We start from the raw sequence: 25,118 nt of genomic DNA, 5'->3' as shown, positions 1-25,118 counted from the left end.
GGACGGCCCGTCCGCTCCGGTTCGGCTCGTCTACGCTGGTGGAGCCATCACCCGTGAACGAAGGACGCATATGGCTCGCCCCTACAACCCCGGACCGAAGCAGTTCGTCTTCGCTGTCGGGGACGGCAACGACCAGCAGGTCTCCGTGGGCGACCCTCAGGAGGCCTACGTGGCGTTCTCCGCGTTCTTCCGTGGTCGGGAGTCCGACACCTACGTCATCACTGATGAACCGTCGGGGCAGAGTCTGGTCCTCATGCCGGAGCAGGGTGTGATCTCCCGGATCAGGGATACGGACCAGCCTCGCTCCGAATACCTCCAGGTCGACAGGGGCAATCGCTACCTTCCGAGCGCGATGCTGTTCTTCGAGAACGGATACGCCGGCCTGGACCGCTTCGGCCAGTGGTTCTCCGACCTCGCCGATCTCGACGCGTCGCCGGAGACTCGTGGTGCCGCCCGCGCCGCCGCGATCACGACGGAAGCGGCCGCGATCGAAGAGGTCGCCCGGATCTGGGCCGATTCCGGCTACGTGGACCCGAGCGACCAGTACTACGTCTTCTTCGACTCGCACGGCGTCGACGACGACCGAGCCGAACGAGCCGCACTGCTCAAGTTGATCGAGTTCCTCGGTATCGAACGGGTCGAGGCCCCGGCCGGGGCCGCCGGGGGCGAAGTCTGGGTGCGCACCGACCCACGCCTCGACGTCGAATGTGCACGGTGGTCGTGAACGGACGGTGCGAGGCGGGGCTGCAGCATCGCCGTGATGCCGGCCGGTGCCGCCCCGGGAAAGACTGATTCCATGAGAGACATCGTTTTCACACGCAACAGCGGCTGGATCCCCAGCGTCGTCAGCGAGGACGGCGAGCTGAAGCTGTTGCTCGGTGCCGGGGCGGACGCCAACCACGAGCCTCGCACGTTCACGTTCTCGATCAGCGAAGCCCATCTCGGGGTGATCCAGGAGGACCTGGCCAGACACCTGCTGCTGTGGAGTGCGGTCCTTCCGCTGTGCGACGCCGCCGGAACCCGTGGCCGGCTCGACGAGAACGGTGCCGTCGCGCTCCTGGATCCGATCCTCCTCGCCGCGCCCGCAGACGTCGACACGATCTTCCGGCGCATCCCGTGGGACAGGAGCCGGCTCATCGCCCACGGCGCCGACAGCGGTCTGCTCGAACGCGGTCAGGTGTACGCGGCGATGCGCACGGCGACGGAGACGCCGAACGAGAAGCGGGCTCAGGAGCACCACGCGGACCGCCGTCGCGCCGAGCGCGGAGCGGTACTCGGTCCACTCGACGCCGCGATTCTGAGATACACGGGCCAGTATCTGCACGGAGCGACGGTGCCGAAGCGGATCCCCGATGCCGTCGACCCCTCACTGCTGCCCGCGGTCACGCGGGTGATCGGCACCGCGGAGCGGGCGTGCGCCGGAATGCGGATCGGCCGCGATCCGCGACGGGGAAACCGCGCCACGGACAAGCACGACTGGGCTCGGATGGAGACGGCGGTCGGAGCGGCCGTGCGCCGTGCACACCCGGAGCTCGTCGATGACGCGGTGCGTACCGTGAGCTTCCTCATGTGCTCGGAGGCCGCGGCCCGCTCCAGGAGCACACCCATGGAGGACGACGAGGAGGCCGCCGGCCACGGCGCCGACTTCGACAGGAGTGCGAGGAAGACAGCCCTGACGTTCACCGACGACAAGGGCGTCGAGAAGAAGTGGCTGCAGGACGGTCCCCGCACCGCCGCCGCGGAGTTCTGGGAGTTCGTCGGCGATCGCTCCGCCGGGGACAACGAAGTGTTCACCATCGAGGACGAGAAGAGGGGCGAAGGGATCCAGCTCCACTTCTACACGGACTCCATCGCCCGGATCATGACGCTGCGCGAGGGCGATGGCAGGTCGGATCCGGAGTACCGGGTCGAGTACAGCCTGGTCGACGGGATCGCCGGGTACCGGAACCTGGTGAGTGCCTTCGTCCGCGGTGGCTACGCCGCACTCGCACAGCACGGTCCCTGGATGTCCGACGTCGCCGAGTTCGAGCGCGCGCGACGACGACGGCGTGACGCCCGGTAGCTGCTCGATCAGAAACGCTGAAGCTGTCGCATCCTTCGGCGGTCCCGGCTCCGTCAGGCCAGTGTGATCGCGTCGCCGTCCACCGAGATCCGCTTCTCGGGCAGCGCCTGCGTCGCCGGTCCGCTCTGCACGCTGCCGTCGGCGATCGAGAACTTGCTGCCGTGGCAGGGGCACATGATGACGCCGTTGACGATGCTCGTCACGGCACAGCCCTGGTGGGTGCACACGGCCGTGAACGCCTTGAACGTGCCCTCCTCGGGCTGGGTGACCACCACGCCCTCGCTCTTGAAGACCTTGCCTCCGCCCTCCGGGATGTCGGTGGTCTTCGCGAGCTCAGCGCCCGAGCCCGCGTCCTTGTCGCCACTCGAACCGCTGGAATCTCCGCTGCCGGCGCTGCCGGCTTCCGAGGAACCGGTGGAGTTCGGTGAGGGGGACTCGCTGGGCGACTTCGAAGGCCCGGCGCCGGAGTCCGCGGTGTCGTCGGTGAGCATCTTCCACCCGGTGAGGCCGGCTCCCGCGGTGAGGGCGGTGCCTGCCAGGCCGAGCACGGTACGGCGCCGGGCATCAGGGCGGCGCCCCGGTTCGGGAGCGTCTCCCGGCGGTGGCATGACGACCGGCGGCCCTGTCGCCGGGGCGGGCCCGGTGGGTTCGGGCTGCCGCAGGGCAAGGGTGACGGGCTGGTGCTGTTCCGCGGTCCGGGACGGTGTCCGGTGCGGCCCGGGGGCGGGTGGCGTGTCGGTGGGCGTTGTGGGGCCGGACGGTTCGCCCGACGGGGTGTCGGGCAGGTCGCCGGCGGTCTGTGCCTGGACCAGCTGGGCGATCCGGTCGGGCATCCAGCCGGGTTCGGCCAGCAGCTCGACTGTGGCCGTGTCCGCGCCACTGCCGGATCCGGCCGCGGAGGCGAGCCGGTCGAGGAGTTGGGCGACGGAGGGGCGCCGGTCGGGATCCTTGGCCAGGCAGGCGGCCACCACCTCGCGCAGCTCCGACGACAGGGAGGTGATGTCGGGGGGTTCGTGGACGGCTCGGTAGTGCAAAACGTCAGGGGTGCCGGTGCCGAACGGTCCGGTGCCGGTGCCGATGTAGGCAAGCACCGCACCGAGGGCGAAGACGTCGCCGGCGGGTCCGACCGGCCGGCCGGTGAGCTGTTCGGGGGACATGAAGCCGGGAGTGCCGATGGTCGTACCGGTGCGGGTCAGCGCGCCGGCCCCGCTCGCGATCGAGATGCCGAAGTCGATCACTCTCGGGCCGTCGGCGGCCAGGAGGATGTTGGAGGGTTTGAGGTCGCGGTGGACGACGCCGACGGCATGAATCGCCTCCAGCGCCTCAGCCAGCCCGGCGCCCAGGGCGAGGACGGGGCGGGCGGGCCAGGGGCCGTGCTCGGTGATCGCCTCCCCCAGGGAGACGCCGGGGACGTAGACGGTGGCCAGCCAGGCCGGGAAGCCCTCCGGATCGGCGTCCACCACACCGGCGGTGAAAGCCCCGTTCACCCTGCGGGCGGCGGTCACCTCACGGGCGAAGCGGCGCCGGAACTCGCTGTCTTCGGCCAGCTCCGGGCGAACCACCTTCACCGCGACCGGGCGGCCACCCGGCGAACGCGCCAGATACACGCGGCCCATGCCACCCGCGCCAAGCCGTGCGACGAGACGGTATCGCCCGACCCGCCGCGGATCCTCCGGCTTCAGGTCCTCGAACAATGCCACCCCCGCGCTCCCCTGCCCTGTGGCCCCGAGGTCGCTGACGTAGATGCCACATCGTTCCCGACGGCCTGAGCCACTCTTACCACGGAAGGCCGGACCCCACGGCCGAAAGCGACATGCCAGGCCTCGCGCCGGATCTCGAGCGGGTCGAGACCGATGGATGGAGGGTCGAGGCGGAGCCCTGCCGAGCGGCGGGGAGCCTCGTGCACCTGGCGGTGATGCCGCCCACGGCCACGACGGACAACGCGACGCCGCGGCCAAGGGCGGCAACGGCGGACGCCACCTCGCCGTGGCGGCCGCGGAGGTCGGCGACGTGCGCACCGCGTACCTGGAAGGCGTTCCGTCACCGCCCTCGCCCGCGACCACCGTGTCGGCCGCGGCGCGATCCGCACTGCCGTCGGTGACCTCCTGCCCGAAAGCAAACAAGCGTCACTGCAACACCGTTGCCGTCCTAGGCGAAGGTGAACCAGTTGAGGTTGACGAAGTCGGCGGGCTGACCGCTGGTGAAGGTCAGGTAGACGTCGTGGGTGCCTGTGGTGGGGCTGATGTCGGCGGGCACGGTGCGCCAGGTCTGCCAGCCCCCGGTGCCGGCGACGGCGAAGCTGCCGATCGGGGTGGCGGTGGGGCTGCCGAGGCGGACCTGGACCAGGCCGCTGACACCCGTGGCGGCGCCGGATGCGACGCGGGCGGTGAAGCGGGTGGCGCCGCGGGTGCCGAAGGCGACGGAGGAGTACTTGAGCCAGTCGCCGTTGGACAGCCAGCCGACGTCGGAACCGCCGCCGGTGTCGGAGCAGACCTCCACCTGGGTTCCCGTCTGGGAGCTGAACGCCTCGGCCTGGATGGTGGCGAAGGCGCTGACCCCGCCGCTCGTGGCGGTGGCGGTCGGCGTCGGCGTACCGCCCCCGCCGCCGGTGGTTCCCCCCACGGTGATGGTCCAGCGGCCGGGGCTGCCGGACTGGACCTTGCCCTCGAAGTCCACTCCGGCCGGGTGGACGTCGTCGTAGGGGAAGGCGTACCCGAGGTGGTCGGGGGTGGTGTCGTGCAGGATGCGGGCGTAGTGGTTGGTCCGCGGCCGGGTGTAGAAGGAGGCCGGGTTCTCGGCGGTCGGCTGGTGGGGGTTGTCCAGCAGGGTGGTGCGGTTGAAGGCGGCGGCGAGTCGTGCGCTGAGGTTGCCCATGAGGTCGTTGCCCGTGGTGAAGGGGGCGTCGCTGCAGGAGAAGATGGAGAGGGTGGACGGCTTGGCGAAGCTGCCCACTCCCGGGAAGGTGAGCGTGTCGCCGTTCACGCGGCCGGTGACGGTGCCCCAGGTGAACTGGGTGTCGATGCGCAGGTCGGTGGAGCGGTACTTGTTCCACACCTCGTCGACGTAGCTGTCGAAGTAACCGCGGAACAGGGCGTTGTCGCCCCGGATGGCCAGGTTGGGGCTGACTACGCGCAGGTCGGCGCCGCCCTTGGTGACGATCAGCCTGCTCCAGTCGCTGCCGTCGGCGGCGGACTGGGCCCGGAGTGCTGCGGCGACCCGGGACAGCCCGTCGGCGGGCAGTCCACGCACCGTCTGGGGACCCTGTCCGGTCTCCAGCTGGAAGGCGATCGGCAGCGAGACCATGTCGACGAACGTGATGTTGGCGTACAACTGGTCGCTGTTGAAGGTGAATTCGCAGAAGTCGTGGTGGACGTTCACGTTGGGGTCGGTCGGGTTGCTCACCGAGGGCAGGGCCAGGCCGCCGCCGCGGTTCATCAGGAAGGTGAGCTTCGCTCCGACGGAGAAGTAGATGCGTCCGCTGTACAGCCGCGGCAGGGTCACCCTCCGCGCCCCGGCGCCGGACGCGTTGAGCGCGATCGCGCAGTCGACGCCGAGCGGGGTCTGGTCAGCGGCCGGGGACGGCGGGTGGTGCAGGCTGGAGCCGTCCGCCTGGATGAAGGCCCAGTTGCCACCGGCTGCCGGGTCGCGGCCGAGCACATAGGCGTACACCGTATTTCCGCCGGTGGTGTTGACCAGATCCAGAGGGAGCGTCGGGGCGGTCGAAGCGTCGGCGTCGACCTCGAGCCAGGTCGCCGCGGCGGGCACCGCCAGGGCCAGGCCCGCGGTCGCGGTGAGGAGTTTTCTGCGGGACATCGTTCGCTGGTGGCGAGCCGTCACGGTGGGGGGTCCGTTCTGCGAGGGGTTGAGGGAGAGCCGGGTACGGGGGCGGAGCCGGAGTCGGGAATCAGCCGCGGCAGGGCGCTGCCGACTCCGTGCATCGATCAGCCGACCGTCCACTTCTGATTGGCGCCGCCGGTGCAGGCCCAGGTCTGCAGCCGGGTTCCGTCGGCCGAGGAGTTGCCCTTGGCGTCCAGGCACTTGCCGGCGCCGATGTTGGTGAGGTCGCGGGCGCCCGTGTACGTCCATTTCTGGGCGTTGGTGCCGTTGCAGGTGTAGAGCTGGACCACGGCGCCATCCGCGGTGGAACCACCCGCCACATCGAGGCACTTGCCGAGAGCGCGAACGGTGCCGTCGCCGCCGATGGTCCACTGCTGGGCCGCGTTCCCGGTGCAGTTGTGCAGCTGGATCGGCGTACGGTCGGCGTTCGAACCGCCCGCGACGTCGACGCACATTCCGCCGATGCCGCGGATCGGACGTGCGGCGGTGGCGCTGCCGGAGGCACGTACGTAGTCGACGACCATCGTCTGCGGGAAGGCCGAGGAGGCATCGGGGCTACCGGGCCAGTCGCCGCCGACCGCCACGTTGAGGATGAGGAAGAACGGGTGGTCGAAGACCCACTTGTTGCCGTTGGTGCCGGCCGGGGTGAGCGTCTTGTACGTCGTGCCGTCCACCGACCAGACGATCGAGTTCGGGCTCCAGTCCACGGCGAACACATGGAAGTCGTCGGCGAAAGCCCGTCCACCGGGCAGGTTGTACGACGCCCCCAGGCCGCCCGCTCCCGAGTACCCCGGTCCGTGCACGGTTCCGTGCACCGTATGGGGCTCGCGTCCGATGTTCTCCATGATGTCGATCTCGCCGCTGTTGGGCCACCCGACGGTGCCGAGATCATTGCCCAGCATCCAGAACGCGGGCCAAATCCCCTGTCCCCGCGGGATCTTGATCCGCGCCTCGAAACGTCCGTACGTCTGCGTGAACGTCTTGGCGGTGTTCAGCCGCGCCGATGTGTACTGACACTGCCCGTACCAGCACTGCAGTCCGGCATCGCCGTTCTTCCGCGCGGTGAGGACCAGGTGGCCCTGACCGTCGAGCGCGGCGTTCGACGTGCTGTTGGTGTAGTACTGCAACTCGTGGTTCCCGAATCCCGAACCACCGGTCTCCAGCGTCCACTTCGCGGAATCGGGTCCGCGACCCGCCGGTCCGTCGAACTCGTCGGACCAGGTCTGCGCGGCGACCGCGGCGGCACCGGCCCGCGAAGCGCCCGAACCGACGAAGGACATGAACACCGCCACCACCAGTCCGGCGGTGACGACGAGCACCAGTCCACCGAAGGACCAACGTCTCGCTCGATGAGCAGCAGCCATGGGCAGTCATCCTTTTCCGAGGGAGGGGGACGAGAAAGCGTTTTCGCAGGACAAACCGTCCGACTGTCCTGTGAGAGCGCTCTCAAGGGTGACGCGGCGTCACCCGCGGCCAGTGAGTATTGCGGAGGTGTAATGCACATGGCAACATCGGGCTTCAACCCTTACGCGTCTCTGACCTGCGGTTTTCCCCATGCGCCAGCGACTTAACGTTCCCTTAAGGCTGGCTTGATCCGCCCTGAGGGTGACGTGCCAGGATGCGCACTCGTAGCCGAGGTCACTCTGGAAATCGTCCGCGCCCTGCCTCAGGTCGAGGAGACCGGAGTGCGGACCGTTCAGTGAGCACTGAGTTCACGGCCCTTCACTGAGCAGCGAACGCTGGTCGAGATCGACCGGGGACTGCGCAAGACCTGCCCGTCACGGGGGGGCGCCGGCTACCGGACAGGGGCGCCTCTCGCGCCTCTGGCTGCGCGTCGCACCCCGTCGGCCTCAGCGGCATCAGGCCAAGGGTCGAAGACAGTTTGTCTTCGGGTTCGCGCCGTCTCAGTCGGCGGCCGGGAACAGGGGTGGCGTGGGCAGCCCCTCCGGCGTGTGTCACGATCTCCCCAACCTGTGGGGGGTGTTGCTGAATGGCGCAGGACATTGCGCTGCGGCCGGTGGTGGATCCGGCCCTCGAGGACGCGGAGCGCGCGCTGCTGGAGAAGTCCGCCGACGGTCTCTTCCCGGCCACCCTGCCGCTGCCCGAGGAGCCGGGGCTGGGCGGCCGTACCAAGGCGGACATCTGGACGGCTCTGGGGGCCTCCGCGGTGTGCGCGCTACTGCCGGTGACGATCCTGTGGGCGCTGATCGGCGTGTGGCCCGGCCTGGCCGTCGGGCTCGCGGCGCAGGCGGGGCTGATCTGGGTCGGGGTCCAGTTCGGGTTCGAGGCGTTCATCCTGACCGTCGTGGGCGTGCACCTGCTGGCCTGGCTGCTGATCGTCGTCCTCGGCTGCGGGACCGACGAGCGGCAGCGGGTGGCCCGGCTGCGCCACGGCCGCTACTACCTGGCCGAGGACTTCGGCGACGACTCCCTGCGCGAGCTGCTGGGCCACTCGCCGCTGCGCCGGATGGAGCGCGCCCAGGCCGCCGTGACGGCGGTACTCCAGTCGCAGGTCGACCGGGACGGGCTGCTGGACGACATCGCCAACGACGTGACGCTGCCGACCCAACAGTACGAGATCGCCCAGCGCCTGGCCGAGCTGACCCGGGCTGGCGCGGAAGGTGCGCACCGCTGCCGGGGACGCCTCCGGCTCGCGGGTGGAGGAGGTGCTGCGGACTCAGCGGCAGGCGCTGCGGCTGTCGTCGAGCGCGCTGGAGGAGCGGGTGGAGGCGCTGGAGCGGTACGCCGAGAACACCCGCGCGGCGGACGCGGCGTACCGCGAGTGGGAGGCCGTACGAGAGCTGGAGCAACTCGGCGAGGACATGCACGAGCTGGTGGTGAACACGGTGCGGGACGAGCTGGCCGTCGCCGAGATCGAGGGGCTCGCCGACCGGTCCCGGCTCCATGACCTGCACCGGATGCTGGACGAGGCGCGGGAGGCGGGGCTGCTGGCCACGCGGTTCGCCGACGAGCCGGCCGACCGCCGGTCCGGCGACAGCGGCCGGGCGTGAGGGGGAGGACGACATGACGCAGACATCCCGGCCGAGACGCGAGTTCCACTCCGGCCGTGGCAAGAAGATCTTCGACCGGATCCCGGGCGGGTTCTACCTGGTCGGCGCCCTGGTGATCCTCTTCGAGGTGGTCACGCTCGGCGCGGTGGGCCTGGCCCTGGCCGTCGGCGACCCGAGCGACGACGGGGCATCCCCGGACAAGGAATCCCGGCGGGTCGAGGTCACCTACATCGCGACGGGCGACCACCCCTCGGTGAACCTCACCGTCGGGGAGGCGAACGGCAACCACGAGCCCCACAAGGTCGTCATCCTGCCGTACCGCAAGACCGTCGAGCTGGAGGCGGGCGCCGACTTCTACCTGGACGTCAGAAGCCGCGAGGACCAGGAAGGGGGCACTCTCACGTGCACCGTGCTGGTCGGCGGCAAGGTGGTCCAGCAGGCGCACAGCACACCGGACTCCTCGTCCGCCACCTGCGCGGGCAGCACCGCGGACGCCCCGCAGCGGGGCATCCCCGTGCCCACTCTCACCCCCGGCGCATCCCCGCTGCCCGAGGAGCGGCGGCTCACCGGGACCGCCAAGGTGCCGGACTACCCGGGCGAGGGCTCGCCGGTCATCGGCACCGTCACGGACTCCTCCCTGGAGTACGCGGAGCTGGGCGGCACGTGGGACCGGAGCAAGACGCTGGATCCGATCTTCGACGGCTTCACCCGCAAGCAGGAGGGGCGCCAGCGCGCACTCGTGAAGTCCACGCAGGTCGACGAGGACATCATGGCCGCGGCCGGCGGCACCGGGGAGCTGCGGGGCGTGGCGGGCGCGGTGATGGACGAGCGGCGGCGCTACGAGTACCCGCGTGACCAGGCGATCCTGGTCGACGTCGCCTCGCAGCCGCTGAAGGTCGACGGACATGACGCCTGGCTGCTGGTCAGCGAGATCCACTTCCACAAACGCGGGGTGCCGTCCACGATGGACCTGAACGCGGTCCTCGTGGTCGACACCGGGCGGGTCCGCCCCTCGGTGCTGTGGGTCGTACTGCCGGAGACGAACAAGAAGCTCTGGCCGGACCTGAACACTCTGGTCGCATCCGTCCAGGTCCGCTGACCTGCACCGATACGGGACGGGCCCGGGCGCGCGACGCGTCCCGGGCCCGTCCGGTAGAGCGCGACGCCGGCCGGGCACGGCATCGAGTCGGCGGCGACCAGGTCGACGAGCGTGCCCGACGACTCGCTGGAATCAGCCTTGCCCACATGGCCTTGGCGGCGGCAATGTCGATATCGTCCGAGCCGGGAGTCTCCATCGCCACCCATCAAGGCAGCACTTCGATCTGACACATCATCATGTACGTCGGCATCAGGTCAGTACCAGAACCGACAGGAGGCGCTTCCAGCCGCCACACAGCGCCAAGATCATCTCACTCGGGAACGCCACCTGATCTGCGAAGACACCAGCCCAAGGCCCTTCCGCTGAAACCGCAAGGAGATACCCGTGAGGATGCTCATCAACGTCCCCGAGACCGTCGTCGCCGATGCGCTGCGTGGGATGGCCGCCGCTCATCCCGAGCTCACCGTGGACGTGGAGCGCCGGGTCGTGGTGCGGCGGGACGCGCCCGTGGCGGGCAAGGTGGCGCTGGTCTCCGGCGGTGGGTCGGGGCACGAGCCCTTGCACGGGGGCTTCGTGGGGCCCGGGATGCTGGCGGCCGCGTGTCCCGGTGAGGTGTTCACCTCGCCCGTGCCCGATCAGATGGTGCGGGCCGCGGCCGCCGTCGACAGCGGTGCCGGCGTCCTGTTCGTCGTCAAGAACTACACCGGCGACGTACTGAACTTCGAGATGGCCGCGGAGCTCGCCGAGGACGAGGGCATCCAGGTCGCCAAGGTCCTCGTCGACGACGACGTCGCCGTCAAGGACAGTCTGTACACGGCGGGCCGGCGCGGGACCGGTGCCACGCTCTTCGTGGAGAAGATCGCGGGCGCCGCCGCGGAGGAGGGCGCTCCGCTGGAGCGCGTGGAGGCGATCGCCCGCCGGGTCAACGAGCGCTCCCGCTCCTTCGGCGTGGCCCTCAGCGCGTGCACCACCCCCGCCAAGGGCAGCCCCACCTTCGATCTCCCCGCGGGTGAACTGGAGCTGGGCGTCGGCATCCACGGCGAACCGGGCCGCGAGCGGCGTCCCATGATGACGTCCCGGGAGATCGCGGACTTCGCCGTCGACGCCGTCCTCGAGGATCTCCGCCCCTCCGGGCCGGTCATCGCCCTGGTGAACGGGATGGGCGCGACCCCGCTCCTCGAACTGTACGGATTCAACGCCGAGGTGCAGCGCGTGCTCGGCGAGCGGAAGGTGCCGGTGGCCCGGACGCTCGTCGGGAACTACGTGACCTCGCTCGACATGGCCGGCTGCTCGGTGACCCTGTGCGCGGTGGACGAGGAGCTCCTGCGGCTCTGGGACGCGCCCGTGCAGACGGCCGCGCTGCGCTGGGGCCGCTGAGACGCGAACGAACGCGATACCTGGACAGGGCTCGGGACTCGGCAGAGGACGTGGGACGGGAATGGGGATCGACATGACAGGGACCTTCGGCGCGGATTTCCTGGTGCGCTGGCTGGCCGCGGTGGCCGAGGCCGTCGACCGTGAGGCCGAGCACCTCACCGAGCTGGACTCGGCGATCGGCGACGCCGACCACGGCGCCAACCTCACTCGGGGGTTCGCCGCCGTGACCGAGACCTTGGCCAAGGAACCGCCGGCGACGCCCGGCGCGGTGCTGGCCTCCGCCGGGCGGCAGCTGATCTCCACCGTGGGCGGCGCGTCGGGGCCGCTGTACGGCACGCTTCTGCGCCGTACGGGAAAGACGCTGGGCGACGGCGACCGGGTGACCCGGGAGCAGTTGGCGGAGGCACTCGGCTCCGGCGTGGCCGCCGTGGCGCAGCTGGGCGGCGCCCAGGTGGGGGACAAGACGATGCTGGACGCGCTGGTCCCCGCCGTGCAGGGTCTGAGGGAGTCGTTCGCGGCGGCCCGCGCCGCCGCCGAGGAGGGCGCCCTCGCGACCGTACCCCTGCGGGCCCGCAAGGGCAGGGCCAGTTATCTGGGCGAGCGGTCGGTGGGGCACCAGGATCCGGGGGCGACGTCCTCTGCGCTGCTCTTCGCCGCGCTGGACGAGACGGCGCTCGCCGAGGCCGGGCGAACCGAGGGGGCGTCATGAGCGGGGCGGCGGGGAGTGCCGGGGCCGGGAACGGTGGTGGCTCCCAGCCCGTCGGCATCGTGCTCGTCTCGCACAGCTCCGCCGTCGCCACGGCCGTGGCCGAGCTGGCCCGGGGGCTTGCCGGAGGAGGTGATCTCGCACCGGTCCTGCCGGCCGGCGGGACCCCGGACGGCGGGCTGGGGACGAGTTCCGAACTGATCTGCGCGGCGGCGAAGGGCGTCGACCGGGGTGCCGGAGTCGCGATCCTCGTGGACCTGGGAAGCGCCGTGCTCACCGTGAAGGCCTTGCTCGCCGAGGGCGACGACCTGCCCGAGTCGTCTCGACTGGTGGACGCGCCGTTCGTCGAGGGCGCGGTCGCCGCACTGGTCACCGCGAGCGCGGGCGGCGACCTCGACGCCGTGGCGGCGGCGGCCTCGGAGGCGTACGCCTACCGCAAGGAGTGACTGCGCGCAGTGAGCGCGGGGCCGCACCGGGTGGCGACCGTGTTGTGATCCAGCAGGTCAACGCACTAATGTCGCAGGGCCTTGGTGTACGGGAAACCGGTGAAGTACCGGTGCGGCCCTCGCCACTGTGATCGGGAGGTCCGGCTCCACCCCCGCGGGAGACACCCACGGGGAAGCCACTGGACCACGACGGGAGACCGCCGTGGTGTGGGAAGGCGGAGTCCGGGCGCATGACCGTCAGCCAGGAGACCGGCCAGGGTGCGTTGTCCATCCACGAGGTGCTGGAGAGGGTCTCCCAACCATGCATATAGCCGAGGGGTATCTACCCCCTGTGCACGCCGCCGCCTGGGGCGTCGCGTCCGCGCCGTTCGTCGTCCACGGGGTCCGCGCGCTGACCCGCGAGGTGCGGTCGAATCCTGAGTCCACTCTGTTGCTCGGCGCCTCCGGCGCCTTCACGTTCGTCCTGTCGGCGCTCAAGCTGCCTTCCGTGACCGGCAGTTGCTCCCATCCCACCGGGACGGGGCTGGGCGCGATCCTGTTCCGGCCGCCGATCATGGCGGTCCTGGGCACGATCACCCTGCTCTTCCAGGCCCTGCTGCTCGCCCACGGCGGGCTGACCACGCTCGGCGCGAACGCCTTCTCGATGGCGATCGTCGGGCCCTGGGCGGGGTACGGGGCGTATCGGCTGTTCCGCCGCTTCGGCGCGCCGCTGATGGTCGCCGTCTTCTTCGGCGCCTTTGTCGCCGACCTGTCCACGTACTGCGTGACCAGTGTGCAGCTGGCGCTCGCCTTCCCGGATCCGGGGAGCGGCATTCCCGGCGCGCTCGCCAAGTTCGGCGGGATCTTCGCCGTGACGCAGATTCCGCTGGCGGTCAGCGAGGGCCTGCTCACCGTGCTCGTGATGCGGCTGCTGACCCAGTCGAGCAAGGGAGAGCTGACCCGGCTCGGCATCTTCGCCGGGCGCGACAAGACGGAGCGACGCGAGGAGGCGGCCGCGCGATGAGCCGGAACGCGAAGATCAACACCCTGCTGCTGCTCATCGTCGCCGCGCTGGCGGTCCTGCCGCTCGCGCTGGGTCTCGGAGACCACAAGGAAGAGCCGTTCACCGGGGCGGACGCGGAGGCGGAGACCGCGATCACGGAGCTCCGGCCGGACTACGAACCGTGGTTCAGCCCGCTGTACGAACCGCCGTCCGGGGAGATCGAGTCCGCGCTGTTCGCCCTCCAGGCGGCTCTCGGCGCCGGGGTGCTCGCGTACTACTTCGGGGTGCGGCGCGGGCGTCGGCAGGGGGCGGCCCGAGCGGAGGCCGCCGGGGCGAAGTCCGCGGTGGCGGGCGGGGGCGACGGCGGTGCCACGGCCGAGGCGGACAGCGGCACCGGCACCGGCACCGGCACCGCCGAGTCCCGGGCCGGAGCGTCCGTCGACGGGCAGGACGCGTAGCCGCCGATGCTGCCGATCGACGCGGCGGCGCACAGCAGTCGCTGGCGCCGCCGCCATCCCGCCGAGAAGGCGCTGCTCGGCTTCGGTCTCACGTTGTGCGCGGTGAGCCTGCCGCCCTGGCCCGGTGCGGTCCTCGTGGCGGCGGCGACGCTCACGGTCCTGCTCGGGCCGGCGGGTGTGCCGGGCCGGGCACTGTGGCGGGCGTTCCGGATCCCGCTCGGCTTCTGTGTCACGGGGGCGATTCCCCTGCTCTTCGAGGTGGGCGGCGCCCGGGGGGTCGTGGCACTCGCGCCGGGCGGTCCGGCGCAGGCGGGCGAGCTGCTGCTGCGGACGGCGTCGGCGTCGCTCGGAGTGCTCCTCTTCGCCTTCACCACGCCGGTGTCGGACGTCCTGCCCCGGCTCGTCCGGGCCGGGGTGCCGGCGCCGGTGGTGGACGTGGCACTCGTGATGTACCGGATCATCTTCCTGCTGCTCGACTCGCTGTCCAAGATCCGGCAGGCCCAGGCGGCACGGCTCGGGCACACCTCACGGGCCGCGACCTGGCGTTCGCTCGCCGGCCTCGGCGCGACCACGTTCGTGCGGGCCTTCGACCGGGCGCAGCGGCTGCACTCGGGGCTCGCGGGCCGGGGGTACGACGGGACGCTGCGGGTCCTGGTTCCCGTGTCGGCGGTCTCCCGCCGGTTCCTCGCCGTGTCGGCCGCGCTGCTCGCGGGGCTCGTCGCCCTCACTCTCGTACTGGAAAGGTCTCTTCCGTGACGTCTACGACGCCTCCTCCCCGTCCTGCCCCCGTCGTGGAACTGGTGGGCGCGGGCTTCGCCTACGAGGACGGGCCCGCGGTCCTCTCGGGTGTGGACTTCGCCGTGGCGGAGGGCCGGGCGGTCGCGCTGCTCGGTCGGAACGGCAGTGGGAAGACGACACTGCTGCGGCTGCTCAGCGGCGGGCTGCGGTGCGGGAGCGGGTCGCTGCTCCTCGACGGGGCGGAGGTGGCGTACGACCGGAAGGGGTTGACGCGCCTGCGGACCACCGTGCAGCTGGTGGTGCAGGATCCGGACGACCAGCTGTTCGCGGCGTCGGTCGGTCAGGACGTGTCGTTCGGTCCGATGAACCTGGGGCTGCCGGAGGAGGAGGTACGGCTCCGGGTGCGGGAGGCGCTGGAGGCGCTGGACATCGTGGCCCTCGCGGACCGTCCGACGCATCTGCTGTCGTACGGGCAGCGCAAGCGGGCGGCGATCGCCGGCGCGATGGCGATGCGGCCCCGGGTCCTGATCATGGACGAGCCGACGGCGGGGCTCGACCCGCACGGGCAGGAGCGGCTGCTCGACGCGCTCCAGCGGCTGCGGGAGGCGGGTACGACCGTGCTGATGGCGACGCACGACGTGGACCTGGCACTCCGGTGGGCGGACGAGGCGGCGGTTCTGGCGCCCTCGGGCCTGCGCACCGGTCCGGTCGCGGAGCTCCTCGCGGACGACGTGCTCCTGGAGGAGGCCCGGCTGCGCCGTCCCTGGGGTACGACGGTGGCGCGTCTGCTACGCGCCCACGGCCTGCTCACCGCGGACGCCAGGGAGCCGCGTACCCCGGAGGACCTGGACGCGTGGACCGGGACGGGGGCGGCGAGCGCCCGCACCGGGTCCTGAGCCGAGCCTTTGCTACCGAGTAGTAGACATCACGTCCCGAATCTTCTGCAACTAGTTGCAGAACCAGAGGGGGTCCCTTAGAACTGAGTCGACGATCCTGCGCGAGGAGGCGCCCGCATGACCCCGTACCCGCACCTGCTGAGCCCGCTCGACCTCGGGTTCACCACCCTGCCCAACCGGGTGATCATGGGATCGATGCACGTCGGACTCGAAGAGACCGAGCACGGCTTCGAGCGCATGGCCGCCTTCTACGCCGAGCGCGCCCGAGGCGGCGTCGGCCTCATCGTCACCGGTGGCATCGCGCCCAACGACGCCGGACGCCCCTGGGACGGCGGCGCCAAGCTCACCACCGCCGAGGAGGCCGCCGAGCACCGTCTGATCACGGACGCCGTGCACGAGGCCGGCGGCCGGATCGCGATGCAGATCCTGCACTTCGGCCGGTACGCGTACCACCCCGCGCTCGTCGCGCCCAGCGCGATCAAGGCCCCCATCAGCCCCTTCGTACCGAACGAGCTGACCGACGCCGAGGTCGAGCAGACCGTCGAGGACTACGCCCGCTGCGCCGAGCTCGCCAAGGAGGCCGGGTACGACGGCGTCGAGGTGATGGGCTCCGAGGGCTACCTCATCAACGAGTTCATCGCCGCCGCCACCAACCGGCGCACGGACCGCTGGGGCGGCTCCTACGAGAACCGCGTCCGCTTCCCGCTGGAGATCGTCCGCAGGATCCGGGAGCGGGTCGGCGAGGACTTCATCCTCGTCTACCGCCTCTCCATGCTGGACCTCGTGCCCGGCGGCTCCACCCTGGAAGAGGTCGTCCAGCTCGCCAAGGAGATCGAGGCCGCGGGCGCCACCATCATCAACACCGGCATCGGCTGGCACGAGGCGCGCATCCCCACCATCGCGACCTCCGTGCCGCGCGGCGCCTACACCTGGGTGACCAAGAAGCTGATGGGCGCGGTCTCCGTCCCGCTCGTCACCAGCAACCGCATCAACACCCCCGAGGTCGCCGAGGAGATCCTCGCCGACGGCCGCGCCGACCTCGTCTCGCTGGCCCGCCCGTTCCTCGCCGACCCCGACTTCGTCGCCAAGGCCGGCGCCGACCGCGCCGACACCATCAACACCTGCATCGGCTGCAACCAGGCCTGCCTCGACCACACCTTCAACCTGAAGATCACCTCCTGCCTGGTCAACCCGCGGGCGTGCCACGAGACCGAGCTGGTCCTCTCCCCCACCCGCCGCGCCAAGCGGATCGCCGTCGTCGGCGCGGGTCCGGCCGGTCTCTCCTGCGCGGTGTCCGCGGCCGAGCGCGGACACTCCGTCACCCTCTTCGACGCGGCCGCCGAGGTCGGCGGTCAGCTCAACATCGCCAAGCGGGTCCCCGGCAAGGAGGAGTTCGACGAGACGCTGCGCTACTTCCGTGTACAGCTCGCCGAACGCGGCGTCGACGTCCGGCTGAACACCCCGGTCTCCGCGACCGACCTGGACGGCTTCGACGAGGTCGTCGTCGCCACCGGCGTCTCCCCCCGCACCCCCGGCATCGCGGGCGTCGACCACCCGAGCGTCCTCAGCTACCTGGACGTGCTGCGGGACGGCGCGCCCGTCGGCGAGCGCGTCGCCATCATCGGCGCGGGCGGCATCGGCTTCGACGTCGCGGAGTTCCTCACCGACGGCGGGGAGGGCGCGAGCCAGGACCCCGAGACGTACTTCCGGCAGTGGGGTGTGGACACCTCGTACGAGAACCGGGGCGGACTGCGCGTCCCCGAGCGCCCCGCACCGCCGCGCCAGGTGCACCTGCTCCAGCGCAAGGAGTCCAAGGTCGGCGCGGGCCTCGGCAAGACCACGGGGTGGATCCACCGCACCGAGCTCAAGCACCGGGGTGTGGCGATGGTCGCGGGCGTGTCGTACGACCGGATCGACGACGAGGGCCTGCACGTCACGATCGGCGGCGAGCAGCAGCTGCTCCCCGTCGACACCGTCGTCCTCTGCGCGGGCCAGGAGCCGCGCCGGGACCTGTACGAGGAGCTGATCGCGGCGGGCCGCGTGGCGCACCTGATCGGTGGCGCGGACGTCGCCGCCGAGCTGGACGCCAAGCGGGCGATCGACCAGGGCACCCGGCTGGCGGCCACGCTGTGATCGCCGTGGCCGGCCACTTCTAGGATGCGTGCATGTCCCTCCCGCACGCGATCCTCACCGCGCTGCTCGAAAAGCCGTCCTCCGGCCTCGAACTGACGCGCCGCTTCGACAAGTCGATCGGCTACTTCTGGTCGGCCACGCACCAGCAGATCTACCGCGAGCTGGGCAAGCTGGAGCAGGCGGGGCACATCCGTGCCCTGCCCGCCCCGGTGCCCGTACGGGGGCAGCGCAAGGAGTACGAGGTGCTGCCCGCGGGCCGCGCCGAGCTGGGCACCTGGGTCGCCAGGTCCGAGGACCCCAAGCCGATGCGGGCCGCCCTGCTGCTGAGGATGCGGGCGGCCGCCGTGGTCGGCGCGACCGGCCTCCGCGCCGAGCTGTCCCGCCATCTCGCCCTGCACCAGGAACAGCTGGACGAGTACCTGGCCATCGAGTCCCGCGACTTCCCGGCCGACCGCCGCCACTCCGAACCCGACCGGCTGCGCCATCTCGTCCTGCGGGGCGGGATCGAGATGGAGCGCTTCTGGGTGGAATGGCTGACGGGCGCACTGGCGGAACTCGGAACGGAGTGACGTCCGGGGCGTGACATCGCCCCGGAGAGGCCGAAACCGTACGGCGATACCCCCGCCCGGCGCCCGGCGCAGTGGATACTGGGTGGTTCGGAATCCACGACACGAAAGGGCGGGTATGGCCGACGACTTGGGGCACCGCGCGACACGTCACGCGGTGGTCATCGGGGGAAGTCTCGCCGGGCTGCTGGCGGCCCGGGTGCTCGCCGAGCACGCGGAGAAGGTGACGGTCGTCGAGCGCGACCGGCTTCCCGAGGGGCCGGAGGCGCGGCCGGGTGTCCCGCAGGGGCGGCATCTGCACGTGCTGATCGCGGGTGGCCAGCAGGCCTTCGACGAGCTGCTTCCCGGGTTCATGGACGAGCTGGCCGAGCTCGGCGCGCCCAAGGTGGGCGTCCCCGAGGACATGGTCCAGTGGCAGAACGGCCGGTGGTACCGCCGTACGCCCGCGACCGTCAGCTTCTTCACCGGCGCACGCCCCCAGCTGGAGTGGCTGGTGCGGCAGCGGGTGCTCGCCGACCCGCGGATCGAGCTGATCGAGGGCACCGAGACCGTGGGCCTGACGGGTGACTCCTCGCGGGTGCGTGGGGTGCGGGTGCGTGAGCGCGGTGCGGGGGCCGACAAGCAGCCCCGTACCCTCGCGGCCGATCTGGTGGTGGACGCCTCCGGGCGGTCCACGAAGTCCGCCGACTGGCTGGCGGACATCGGCGCGGAGGCCCCGCACGAGGAGACCCTCGACACCGGTCTCGCATACGGCACCCGCGTCTACCGCGCGCCGGACGAGGACCCCGGCACCGACGCGACCGGCTACTACATCGTGCCCAACCCCGCCCAGGTGTACGGCGGTGTCGTCCTGCCCCTCGGCGACGGACACCACCTCGTGACCCTCTCCGGGCTGCGCGGGGACGAACCGCCCACCGACGAGGGCGAGTTCGAGGAGTACGCCAAGCGGCTGCCGCATCCGGTGATCAGCGACTGGCTGGCGCGGGCCGAGCCGGTGTCCCCGGTGTACGGCTTCCGCAAGACCGCGAACATCCGGCGCCGGTACGACCGTCCGGGCCGGCGCCCGGCCGGCTTCCTCGCCACCGGCGACGCGCTGTGCGCGTTCAACCCCATCTACGGGCAGGGCATGGCCGTCGCCGCGCTCAGCGCTGTCGCCCTGCGCAAGGCGCTCGCCGATCCCCGGCGCACCGCGACCACGCGCACGGTGCAGCGCGCACTGCTCGACGCCTCCCGGCAGGCCTGGGACATCTCGGCGGGCGCCGACAAGAAGATGCCGGGCGCGACCGGGGACGCGGCCCGTACGGGTCCCGCGGACAAGGCGGTCGGCTGGTATCTGAGCCGGGTCCAGCAGCGGGCCGCGGGTGATCCGGTCGTGGGCGAGTCGTTCCGTGCGGCCCTGACCCTGACCGCCCCGCTGACGAGCCTCTTCGCGCCCCCGGTGGCACGGGCGGTGCTGTTCGGACCCCCGGCCGAATCGCCGGCGGGACCCCCGCTGCGGCGCGAACCGTAGCAAGCCCCGCGCCGCCGCCCCGGTCGGGCCCGAGCCGTCGTGCTCGGGGCCGGCCGGGGGCCGGCGGGGGCGGAGTCCGTCTTCGGGTCCCGGGCAGGGGGGCGGGTCCGTCTTCGGGTCCCGGGCAGGGGGCGGATCCGTCTTAGGGCCCGGGCAGGGAGCGAGGGCCCGGCGTCGGGCCCCCGCCAGGGATCGAGCCGGGTGTCCGGCCTCCGGCAGGGGCGGCTCAGGCTCCCGGTGCCGCCGCGACCACTCCCGCGGCGATCGCGCCGCCGAGCGCCGCGTAGTCGTCGGCGTTCTGTCGCGCGTAGGCGAGGGCGAAGTCGGCCATCGCCCGGTCGAAGACGTCCGAACCTCCGAGATAGGCCGCTATCGCGATCCGGTCGCCGGAGCGGGCGTGGGCGCGGGCCAGTGCCCGTCCGCAGAGCCGGGCGTAGTCCCGCAGCAGGGACGGGGACATGGACTCCACCTCCGCGGAGCCCTTCATGTCGCGCAGTTGGCGCCAGTAGAAGTGCCGCTGCTCGGGGCCGGTCATCCAGCCGAGGAAGATGTCGCTCGACGCCTGCGTGAGGCGCTGGCCCGAGACGACACGGCGGCCCTGATGGGGGTACACGCTCGGCGTCAGGTAGGGCTCCAGGACGGACGGGCCGGCCTCCTTGATCTGGAGGATGAGCGGGTCCGTGTCGTCACGGCCTTCGAGGAGGAGGACGAAGCAGCGGGTGCCGACACTGCCGACGCCGACCACCTTGCGGGCGGCGTCGAGGAAGCGGTAGCGGTCGAGCAGGATCCGGCGTTCCTCGGCGAGCGAGCTGCGGTAGTCGCTGAAGATCTTGCCGAGGGTGACCCGGTCGAGGTCGGTGGCGCGTTGGAGGAGTGGCGGGTCGTCGACGATGTGGCGGGCTCCGCTCGCGTCGGCCTCGGTGAGCTTGGTGAAGGCCTGGAGGCTGGTGCGGCGACGGGCGCGGGCGAGCCGGTTCACGAAGCGGGCACGGTCCTCGCGGCGGACGAGGGGGACGAGCTCGTCGGCGGCGATCCGCTCGTACCAGACGGCCAGTTCGCCGAGGCCCGCGAGGCGGCGCACGGCCGTCCGGTACGCCTCGGCGGCGACCAGGGCCGCGCGGTGGGCCTTGGGCTTGGTGCTGCCGTTCTGGAGGGCCGCGACGGTGACGCTGGCGGCGAGCCTTTTCACGTCCCATTCGAAGGGACCGGGGAGCGTCTCGTCGAAATCGTTCACATCGAAGAGAAGCGTCCGTTCGGGTGAGGCGTAGACCCCGAAGTTGAGGAGGTGGGCGTCGCCGCAGAGCTGGACGGTCAGGCCGGTGTGCTGCTGGGCGGCGAGGTCGGCGGCCATGACGGCGGCGGCGCCGCGGAAGAAGGCGAAGGGGGACACGGCCATCCGGCCGTACCGGAGTGGTACGAGTTCGGGCACCCGGCCCTCGGACTGGCGTTCCAGCACGCCGACCGGGTCGGGCCGCTGGGAGCTGGGTATCCAGCGGCCGTGGGAGGAGCGGGGGACGCGCTTACGGGCCGCCCTGCCCCGCTCGGCGCGCTCAGATGGTGTCAGCATCCGGCCTCACCCGCCTCTTCCGCCGCCGCGGTCTCGTACCCGTTCACCTGGTACCTCATTACAAGGGGCGACGCTCGTTTCGGCCACTCTGACGGACCGGCCTAGCGAAATGGTTTAGACCAATGATAGGAATTGATCACCCACACGACCCACGCGGTCACGCTGAGCGAAGAGAGGGTCTGATCATGGCCGAGCCCGAAACCGAGGCGGCGGCAGAAGCGCCGCTCTATCTCCGGGTCGCCGCCGCACTGCGCGAGGACCTCGCCCACCGGCGCATCTCACCCGGCAGTCGGCTCCCTTCGGAACGATCCCTGTCCATGCGGTACCACGTCAACCGGCAGACCGTACGCAGCGCGCTCCAGCTCCTGCGCGACGAACGGCTCGTGGTCACCGACCGGCGCGGCACCTTCGCCGCCGCCGGAGCCGGGGGCGAGCCCGCCGTCCCGGCGCTGACGGCCCGCCGGCCGACCTTCCCGGGCGGGCCCCGCGCGGCCGAGGCGCTGGTGCGGGCCACGCTCACCTGGGAACCGCCGCCGACTCCCCTGACGGCGCGGCTCCAGCTCGCCCCGGGCGAGCCGACGCTCGTCCACCGGCACGTCGTGCTCGGACCGCACGGAACCGCGCTCCAGCGGGCGGTGTCGTGGTTCTCCCGGCCCGCGCTGACCGAGATCCCCCAACTGGCCCGCTACCGCAGGGGCCGGGACTGCAGGCAACAGCCCGACCTGCGGCTGCTCTACCACTGGATGCACCAGGCGGGGCTTCGGATCACCCACCGGGAGTCGGTCGGCGTGCCGCCCGGCCCGGCCACGACGACAGCCGGCGGCGCGGCCCGGCTGATCGTCCACCGGGTGGTGAGCGATCAGCACGGGCACGCCCTGGAGATCACTGACATCGATTTCTCGGCCCAGTCGGCGGCCTGGACCTACGAGTTCAGCGCCTGACGACGACCCTCGGGTGCCCTGGAGGGCCCGGTTCCTGTCCGGTACGGGGACAGGAGCCAGGCCCTCCGCCCTGTCGGCGCTCCCGGCGCCACGGGCGTCCTCGACGAGCCCGGTGCGCCAGGTGCGCCCGTCGAACGAGGTGAACCGGGCGATCCCGGTGCCCTCCGTCAGACGATGCCCTCCGCGATCTCCGCCTCCTCGCGGGCCGTGCCGTACGCCGTCGGCGTGCCGTACGAGCGGCGGGCGACGTACCACCAGACGCTGGCCAGCACGAGCACGACGGCGAGCGCGATCACCGCGTAGTTCATGGTGTCGACCGTGACGGGGGACTTCTGGGGCAGGCAGAACAGCACGGTCACGATCGCCACCCAGACGACGGCGGTCCAGCCGATCGGCTTGCTCCAGCGGCCCAGGCTCCACGGGCCGGGAGTGAAGCGGTTCCCGGCGCGCAGGCGCAGATAGATCGGGATGGCGTAGGCGGGCGTGATGCCGATGACGTTGATCGCGGTGACGGCGCCGTAGGCGGTGGCGGAGTACAGCGAGGGCACGGCGAGCAGGGCTGCCACCGCCACCGCGAGCCAGACGGCGGGGACCGGGGTCTGGGTGCGGCCGCTGACCTTGCGCCAGATCGCGGAGCCGGGCAGGGCGTTGTCGCGGCTGAAGGCGAAGACCATCCGGCTGGCGGCGGCCACCTCGGCGTTGCCGCAGAAGAGCTGGGCGACGATCACCACGAGGAGCAGGGCCGTGGCGCCGCCGGAACCGAGCGCGTCCAGGAGGATCTGGGCGGGCGGAACTCCGGTGGCGCTGTTCTGTGTGGCCGCGTAGTCCTGGATGGCGAAGCTCAGTCCGGCGAGCAGGGCGAAGCCGGCGATCCAGGAGACCCAGATGGCCCGCACGATGCCCTTGGCGGCGGCGACGGAGGCGTTGGAGGTCTCCTCGGAGAGATGGGCCGAGGCGTCGTAGCCGGAGAAGGTGTACTGGGCGAGGAGCAGGCCGATGGCGGCGACGTAGAAGGGGTTGGCCCAGCCGGTGTCGTTGACGAACTCGGTGAACACGAACTCGGCGGACTGGTGCCGGTCGGGGATGAACGCCAGGGCGCCGACGATGACCGCCACGCCCGCCAGGTGCCACCAGACGCTGACCGAGTTGAGCACGCTGACCAGGCGCACTCCGAAGAGGTTCAGGACGGCGTGGAGCAGCAGGATCGCCAGGAAGATCAGGAAGGTGGACTCCGGTGTGGGGACGAAGCCCCACTGGAGGTTGAGGAAGGCCCCGGTGAAGAGTGCCGCGCCGTAGTCGATACCGGCGATGGCGCCGAGCAGACCGAGCAGATTCAGCCAGCCGGTGTACCAGCCCCAGCGGCGCCCGCCGAGCCGGTCCGCCATGTAGTAGAGGGCGCCGGACGTCGGGTAGGCGCTGGTCACCTCGGCGAGGGCGAGTCCCACGCACAGCACGAAGAGACCGACACCGGCCCAGCCCCACAGCATGACGGCGGGTCCGCCGGTGCCCATGCCGAAGCCGTACAGGGTCATGCATCCGGAGAGGACGGAGATGACCGAGAAGCTGATCGCGAAGTTGCCGAAGCCGCCCATGCGCCGGGCGAGGACCGGCTGGTAGCCGAGTTCTCTCAGCCGCGCCTCCTCGTCCTGGGCGGGGGGCGGCTTGCGTATCGCGTCGGTGGGGGCGGTCGTGCGGGACATCGGTTCCTCCGGGGACGGGAGTGAGCGGGGCGAGTGGGGGTGAACGGGGGTGCGTCGGGTCGGGGGCGGGGCGTGCTGCGGGCGGGGGCGGCGGGAGGGCGGGCGGAGGGCCTCAGTCGCCGAGACAGCGCGCGCGGGCGCGCAGGAAGACCTCTTCGGCGAGCACGCGGTCGTCGGGGTGAGGGGTCCGGTACGCCCACGGCAGGGTCGTGTAGTACGGGCCGAGCGCCTCGAAGACCCGGGCCGCCTCGGTGAAGCGCAGGGCCCCGAAGAGGGCGTGCGCCAGGTGGTTGAGGTCGAGCAGGGAGGCCTCGTCGGTGGCGCAGAAGAGGAACCAGGTGTCCAGGGCGCGCTGGGCGTCGCGCAGGGCGTCCTCGGCGACCCAGTGGAGGTCGAGGGCGCGCTCGTGGCCCCGCTCGCGCCGGTAGCGTTCGACGCGGACGTAGAGCGGGAGGACGTGCAGGGCGGAGCCGACGGGGGCCGAGGAGGCCGCCCAGTGGGCGTAGTTGACGGCCTCGGAGAGGGGTCCGGGGCGTCGGGCGTAGACGAACTGCAGCATCCGGTGGTGCGCCTCGCGGTTGTGCGGGTCGCGTTTCTCCGCCTCGGCGAGCAGGCCCCAGGGGCCGGGCGGCAGCATGGGGGCGGGCGGGGAGATCCGGTGCTCGGCCATGCGCTGGCGGCCGTCGAGGGTGGCGAGGGCGATCAGGCCCACCCAGGGAACCGGGTCGGCGGGGGCCAGGTCGGCGGCCTCGCGGCAGGCGGTCCAGGCCTCCTGCCAGAGTTCCCGGGTGCGGGTGTGGCCGGCGCGGTGGGCGCGTACGGCCCGCTCGACGGCGACCCGGCTGTGCATCACTCCGGCGGCGAGGCTCTCGGGCTGCTCGGTCCGCCAGGTGTGGACGACGTCGGTGCCGGCGGCGACGGCGGCGAGGACCTGGGTGCGGCGGGTCCAGGCGTCCCAGCCCGTCGTCTCGTCGAGGAGTCGGGCCATCGCCACCCAGCGGCCGGTGCGTAAGTCCTGGGCGGCGTTGCGCAGGGCGTGGTCGTGGCCCGCGGGATGGTAGACGGGGCGGAAGCCGTGTCCGGCCATCA

Annotated in this window: 22 protein-coding genes and 1 riboswitch; of the genes, 15 read left to right on the top strand and 7 right to left on the bottom strand. The window is 71.7% G+C overall.

Annotated elements, in window-relative coordinates; genetic code table 11:
- Positions 1 to 70 precede the first annotated feature (70 nt).
- Together IE311_RS09865 and IE311_RS09860 are read left to right on the top strand one after the other, a co-directional pair.
- Positions 71 to 724: a hypothetical protein gene (locus IE311_RS09865; protein ID WP_189831205.1), complete on the top strand. Its 654-nt coding sequence runs from the start codon at positions 71 to 73 to the stop codon at positions 722 to 724.
- 72 nt (positions 725 to 796) lie between these two features.
- Positions 797 to 2,062, top strand: a complete 1,266-nt coding sequence (locus tag IE311_RS09860) for a DUF6357 family protein (RefSeq protein ID WP_189831204.1) — start codon at positions 797 to 799, stop codon at positions 2,060 to 2,062.
- 53 nt (positions 2,063 to 2,115) lie between these two features.
- On the opposite strand, the gene IE311_RS09855 is transcribed toward IE311_RS09860, so the two are convergent.
- From IE311_RS09855 to IE311_RS36635, 4 genes are all read right to left on the bottom strand, one after another.
- A complete protein-coding gene (locus tag IE311_RS09855; protein ID WP_189831203.1) occupies positions 2,116 to 3,762 on the bottom strand; it encodes a protein kinase domain-containing protein in 1,647 nt (548 codons plus the stop codon).
- A gap of 448 nt (positions 3,763 to 4,210) precedes the next feature.
- Positions 4,211 to 5,875 (bottom strand): glycoside hydrolase family 64 protein, encoded by a 1,665-nt coding sequence (locus IE311_RS09850; RefSeq protein WP_189831202.1) that lies wholly within the window; start codon positions 5,873 to 5,875, stop codon positions 4,211 to 4,213.
- 128 nt (positions 5,876 to 6,003) lie between these two features.
- Positions 6,004 to 7,263, bottom strand: coding sequence for a glycoside hydrolase family 16 protein (locus IE311_RS09845; protein ID WP_189831201.1), 1,260 nt, complete (start codon positions 7,261 to 7,263; stop codon positions 6,004 to 6,006).
- Between the two features lie 812 nt (positions 7,264 to 8,075).
- Positions 8,076 to 8,528: a hypothetical protein gene (locus tag IE311_RS36635; protein ID WP_229901825.1), complete on the bottom strand. Its 453-nt coding sequence runs from the start codon at positions 8,526 to 8,528 to the stop codon at positions 8,076 to 8,078.
- Here IE311_RS36635 and IE311_RS36630 point away from each other — a divergent pair.
- The 12 genes from IE311_RS36630 to IE311_RS09785 all read left to right on the top strand — a co-directional run bounded on the left by IE311_RS36630 (position 8,521) and on the right by IE311_RS09785 (position 19,821).
- Complete coding sequence (locus tag IE311_RS36630) at positions 8,521 to 8,910, top strand: hypothetical protein (RefSeq protein ID WP_229901824.1); 390 nt, start codon at positions 8,521 to 8,523, stop codon at positions 8,908 to 8,910. The genes IE311_RS36635 and IE311_RS36630 overlap by 8 nt on opposite strands.
- A 13-nt stretch (positions 8,911 to 8,923) precedes the next feature.
- Positions 8,924 to 10,009, top strand: coding sequence for a hypothetical protein (locus tag IE311_RS09835; protein ID WP_189831200.1), 1,086 nt, complete (start codon positions 8,924 to 8,926; stop codon positions 10,007 to 10,009).
- A gap of 384 nt (positions 10,010 to 10,393) precedes the next feature.
- Positions 10,394 to 11,386: a dihydroxyacetone kinase subunit DhaK gene (gene dhaK, locus IE311_RS09830; RefSeq protein ID WP_189831199.1), complete on the top strand. Its 993-nt coding sequence runs from the start codon at positions 10,394 to 10,396 to the stop codon at positions 11,384 to 11,386.
- Positions 11,387 to 11,459: 73 nt separating this feature from the next.
- Positions 11,460 to 12,095, top strand: coding sequence for a dihydroxyacetone kinase subunit DhaL (gene dhaL / locus IE311_RS09825; RefSeq protein ID WP_189831198.1), 636 nt, complete (start codon positions 11,460 to 11,462; stop codon positions 12,093 to 12,095).
- Positions 12,092 to 12,538, top strand: a complete 447-nt coding sequence (locus IE311_RS09820; RefSeq protein WP_189831197.1) for a PTS-dependent dihydroxyacetone kinase phosphotransferase subunit DhaM — start codon at positions 12,092 to 12,094, stop codon at positions 12,536 to 12,538. The genes dhaL and IE311_RS09820 overlap by 4 nt, the downstream gene beginning before the upstream one ends.
- Before the next feature lie 65 nt (positions 12,539 to 12,603).
- A riboswitch (cobalamin riboswitch) is annotated at positions 12,604 to 12,810 on the top strand.
- Between the two features lie 29 nt (positions 12,811 to 12,839).
- Positions 12,840 to 13,541 carry an energy-coupling factor ABC transporter permease gene (locus IE311_RS09815; RefSeq protein WP_189831196.1) on the top strand — a complete coding sequence of 234 codons (702 nt, stop codon included), beginning with the start codon at positions 12,840 to 12,842 and terminating at the stop codon, positions 13,539 to 13,541.
- Positions 13,538 to 13,978: an energy-coupling factor ABC transporter substrate-binding protein gene (locus IE311_RS09810; RefSeq protein WP_189831195.1), complete on the top strand. Its 441-nt coding sequence runs from the start codon at positions 13,538 to 13,540 to the stop codon at positions 13,976 to 13,978. The genes IE311_RS09815 and IE311_RS09810 overlap by 4 nt, the downstream gene beginning before the upstream one ends.
- Positions 13,979 to 13,984: 6 nt before the next feature.
- On the top strand, positions 13,985 to 14,734 hold the full coding sequence (gene cbiQ, locus IE311_RS09805) for a cobalt ECF transporter T component CbiQ (protein WP_189831194.1): 750 nt from the start codon (positions 13,985 to 13,987) through the stop codon (positions 14,732 to 14,734).
- Complete coding sequence (locus IE311_RS09800; RefSeq protein WP_229901823.1) at positions 14,731 to 15,612, top strand: energy-coupling factor ABC transporter ATP-binding protein; 882 nt, start codon at positions 14,731 to 14,733, stop codon at positions 15,610 to 15,612. Before cbiQ ends, IE311_RS09800 begins: the two co-directional genes overlap by 4 nt.
- Before the next feature lie 117 nt (positions 15,613 to 15,729).
- Positions 15,730 to 17,745 (top strand): NADPH-dependent 2,4-dienoyl-CoA reductase, encoded by a 2,016-nt coding sequence (locus IE311_RS09795; protein WP_189831193.1) that lies wholly within the window; start codon positions 15,730 to 15,732, stop codon positions 17,743 to 17,745.
- 32 nt (positions 17,746 to 17,777) lie between these two features.
- A complete protein-coding gene (locus IE311_RS09790; protein WP_189831192.1) occupies positions 17,778 to 18,314 on the top strand; it encodes a PadR family transcriptional regulator in 537 nt (178 codons plus the stop codon).
- Between the two features lie 115 nt (positions 18,315 to 18,429).
- Positions 18,430 to 19,821: an FAD-dependent oxidoreductase gene (locus tag IE311_RS09785; protein WP_189831191.1), complete on the top strand. Its 1,392-nt coding sequence runs from the start codon at positions 18,430 to 18,432 to the stop codon at positions 19,819 to 19,821.
- Between the two features lie 226 nt (positions 19,822 to 20,047).
- Here IE311_RS09785 and IE311_RS09780 read toward each other — a convergent pair whose 3' ends face one another.
- A complete protein-coding gene (locus IE311_RS09780; RefSeq protein WP_189831190.1) occupies positions 20,048 to 21,388 on the bottom strand; it encodes a DUF2252 domain-containing protein in 1,341 nt (446 codons plus the stop codon).
- A gap of 185 nt (positions 21,389 to 21,573) precedes the next feature.
- Between IE311_RS09780 and IE311_RS09775 the strand changes: the two genes are divergently transcribed.
- Positions 21,574 to 22,329 carry a GntR family transcriptional regulator gene (locus tag IE311_RS09775; protein ID WP_189831189.1) on the top strand — a complete coding sequence of 252 codons (756 nt, stop codon included), beginning with the start codon at positions 21,574 to 21,576 and terminating at the stop codon, positions 22,327 to 22,329.
- 167 nt (positions 22,330 to 22,496) lie between these two features.
- Here the strand turns inward: IE311_RS09775 and IE311_RS09770 are convergent, their stop codons facing one another.
- The gene (locus tag IE311_RS09770) at positions 22,497 to 24,029 is read right to left on the bottom strand and encodes an amino acid permease (RefSeq protein ID WP_189831188.1); all 1,533 of its coding nucleotides are present in this window, start codon (positions 24,027 to 24,029) and stop codon (positions 22,497 to 22,499) included.
- Positions 24,030 to 24,141: 112 nt separating this feature from the next.
- On the bottom strand, positions 24,142 to 25,116 hold the full coding sequence (locus tag IE311_RS09765; protein ID WP_189831187.1) for a hypothetical protein: 975 nt from the start codon (positions 25,114 to 25,116) through the stop codon (positions 24,142 to 24,144).
- Between the last annotated feature and the right edge of the window lie 2 nt (positions 25,117 to 25,118).

Origin of the sequence: Streptomyces zaomyceticus (assembly GCF_014656215.1) — a bacterium.
Lineage (GTDB): Bacteria > Actinomycetota > Actinomycetes > Streptomycetales > Streptomycetaceae > Streptomyces > Streptomyces zaomyceticus.
This window is presented reverse-complemented; position numbering and strand designations above follow the sequence as displayed.

What these genes read in the sequence shown, in the direction of transcription:
- IE311_RS09865 (WP_189831205.1), top strand. Translation starts at nt 71, where the DNA reads ATGGCTCGCCCCTACAACCCCGGACCGAAGCAGTTCGTCTTCGCTGTC.
- IE311_RS09815 (WP_189831196.1), top strand. Translation starts at nt 12,840, where the DNA reads ATGCATATAGCCGAGGGGTATCTACCCCCTGTGCACGCCGCCGCCTGG.
- IE311_RS09780 (WP_189831190.1), bottom strand. Translation starts at nt 21,388, where the DNA reads ATGCTGACACCATCTGAGCGCGCCGAGCGGGGCAGGGCGGCCCGTAAG.
- IE311_RS09845 (WP_189831201.1), bottom strand. Translation starts at nt 7,263, where the DNA reads ATGGCTGCTGCTCATCGAGCGAGACGTTGGTCCTTCGGTGGACTGGTG.
- IE311_RS09810 (WP_189831195.1), top strand. Translation starts at nt 13,538, where the DNA reads ATGAGCCGGAACGCGAAGATCAACACCCTGCTGCTGCTCATCGTCGCC.
- dhaL (WP_189831198.1), top strand. Translation starts at nt 11,460, where the DNA reads ATGACAGGGACCTTCGGCGCGGATTTCCTGGTGCGCTGGCTGGCCGCG.
- IE311_RS09795 (WP_189831193.1), top strand. Translation starts at nt 15,730, where the DNA reads ATGACCCCGTACCCGCACCTGCTGAGCCCGCTCGACCTCGGGTTCACC.
- IE311_RS09850 (WP_189831202.1), bottom strand. Translation starts at nt 5,875, where the DNA reads ATGTCCCGCAGAAAACTCCTCACCGCGACCGCGGGCCTGGCCCTGGCG.
- IE311_RS09770 (WP_189831188.1), bottom strand. Translation starts at nt 24,029, where the DNA reads ATGTCCCGCACGACCGCCCCCACCGACGCGATACGCAAGCCGCCCCCC.
- IE311_RS09790 (WP_189831192.1), top strand. Translation starts at nt 17,778, where the DNA reads ATGTCCCTCCCGCACGCGATCCTCACCGCGCTGCTCGAAAAGCCGTCC.
- IE311_RS09765 (WP_189831187.1), bottom strand. Translation starts at nt 25,116, where the DNA reads ATGGCCGGACACGGCTTCCGCCCCGTCTACCATCCCGCGGGCCACGAC.
- IE311_RS09835 (WP_189831200.1), top strand. Translation starts at nt 8,924, where the DNA reads ATGACGCAGACATCCCGGCCGAGACGCGAGTTCCACTCCGGCCGTGGC.
- IE311_RS09860 (WP_189831204.1), top strand. Translation starts at nt 797, where the DNA reads ATGAGAGACATCGTTTTCACACGCAACAGCGGCTGGATCCCCAGCGTC.
- cbiQ (WP_189831194.1), top strand. Translation starts at nt 13,985, where the DNA reads ATGCTGCCGATCGACGCGGCGGCGCACAGCAGTCGCTGGCGCCGCCGC.
- IE311_RS09775 (WP_189831189.1), top strand. Translation starts at nt 21,574, where the DNA reads ATGGCCGAGCCCGAAACCGAGGCGGCGGCAGAAGCGCCGCTCTATCTC.
- IE311_RS09820 (WP_189831197.1), top strand. Translation starts at nt 12,092, where the DNA reads ATGAGCGGGGCGGCGGGGAGTGCCGGGGCCGGGAACGGTGGTGGCTCC.
- IE311_RS09785 (WP_189831191.1), top strand. Translation starts at nt 18,430, where the DNA reads ATGGCCGACGACTTGGGGCACCGCGCGACACGTCACGCGGTGGTCATC.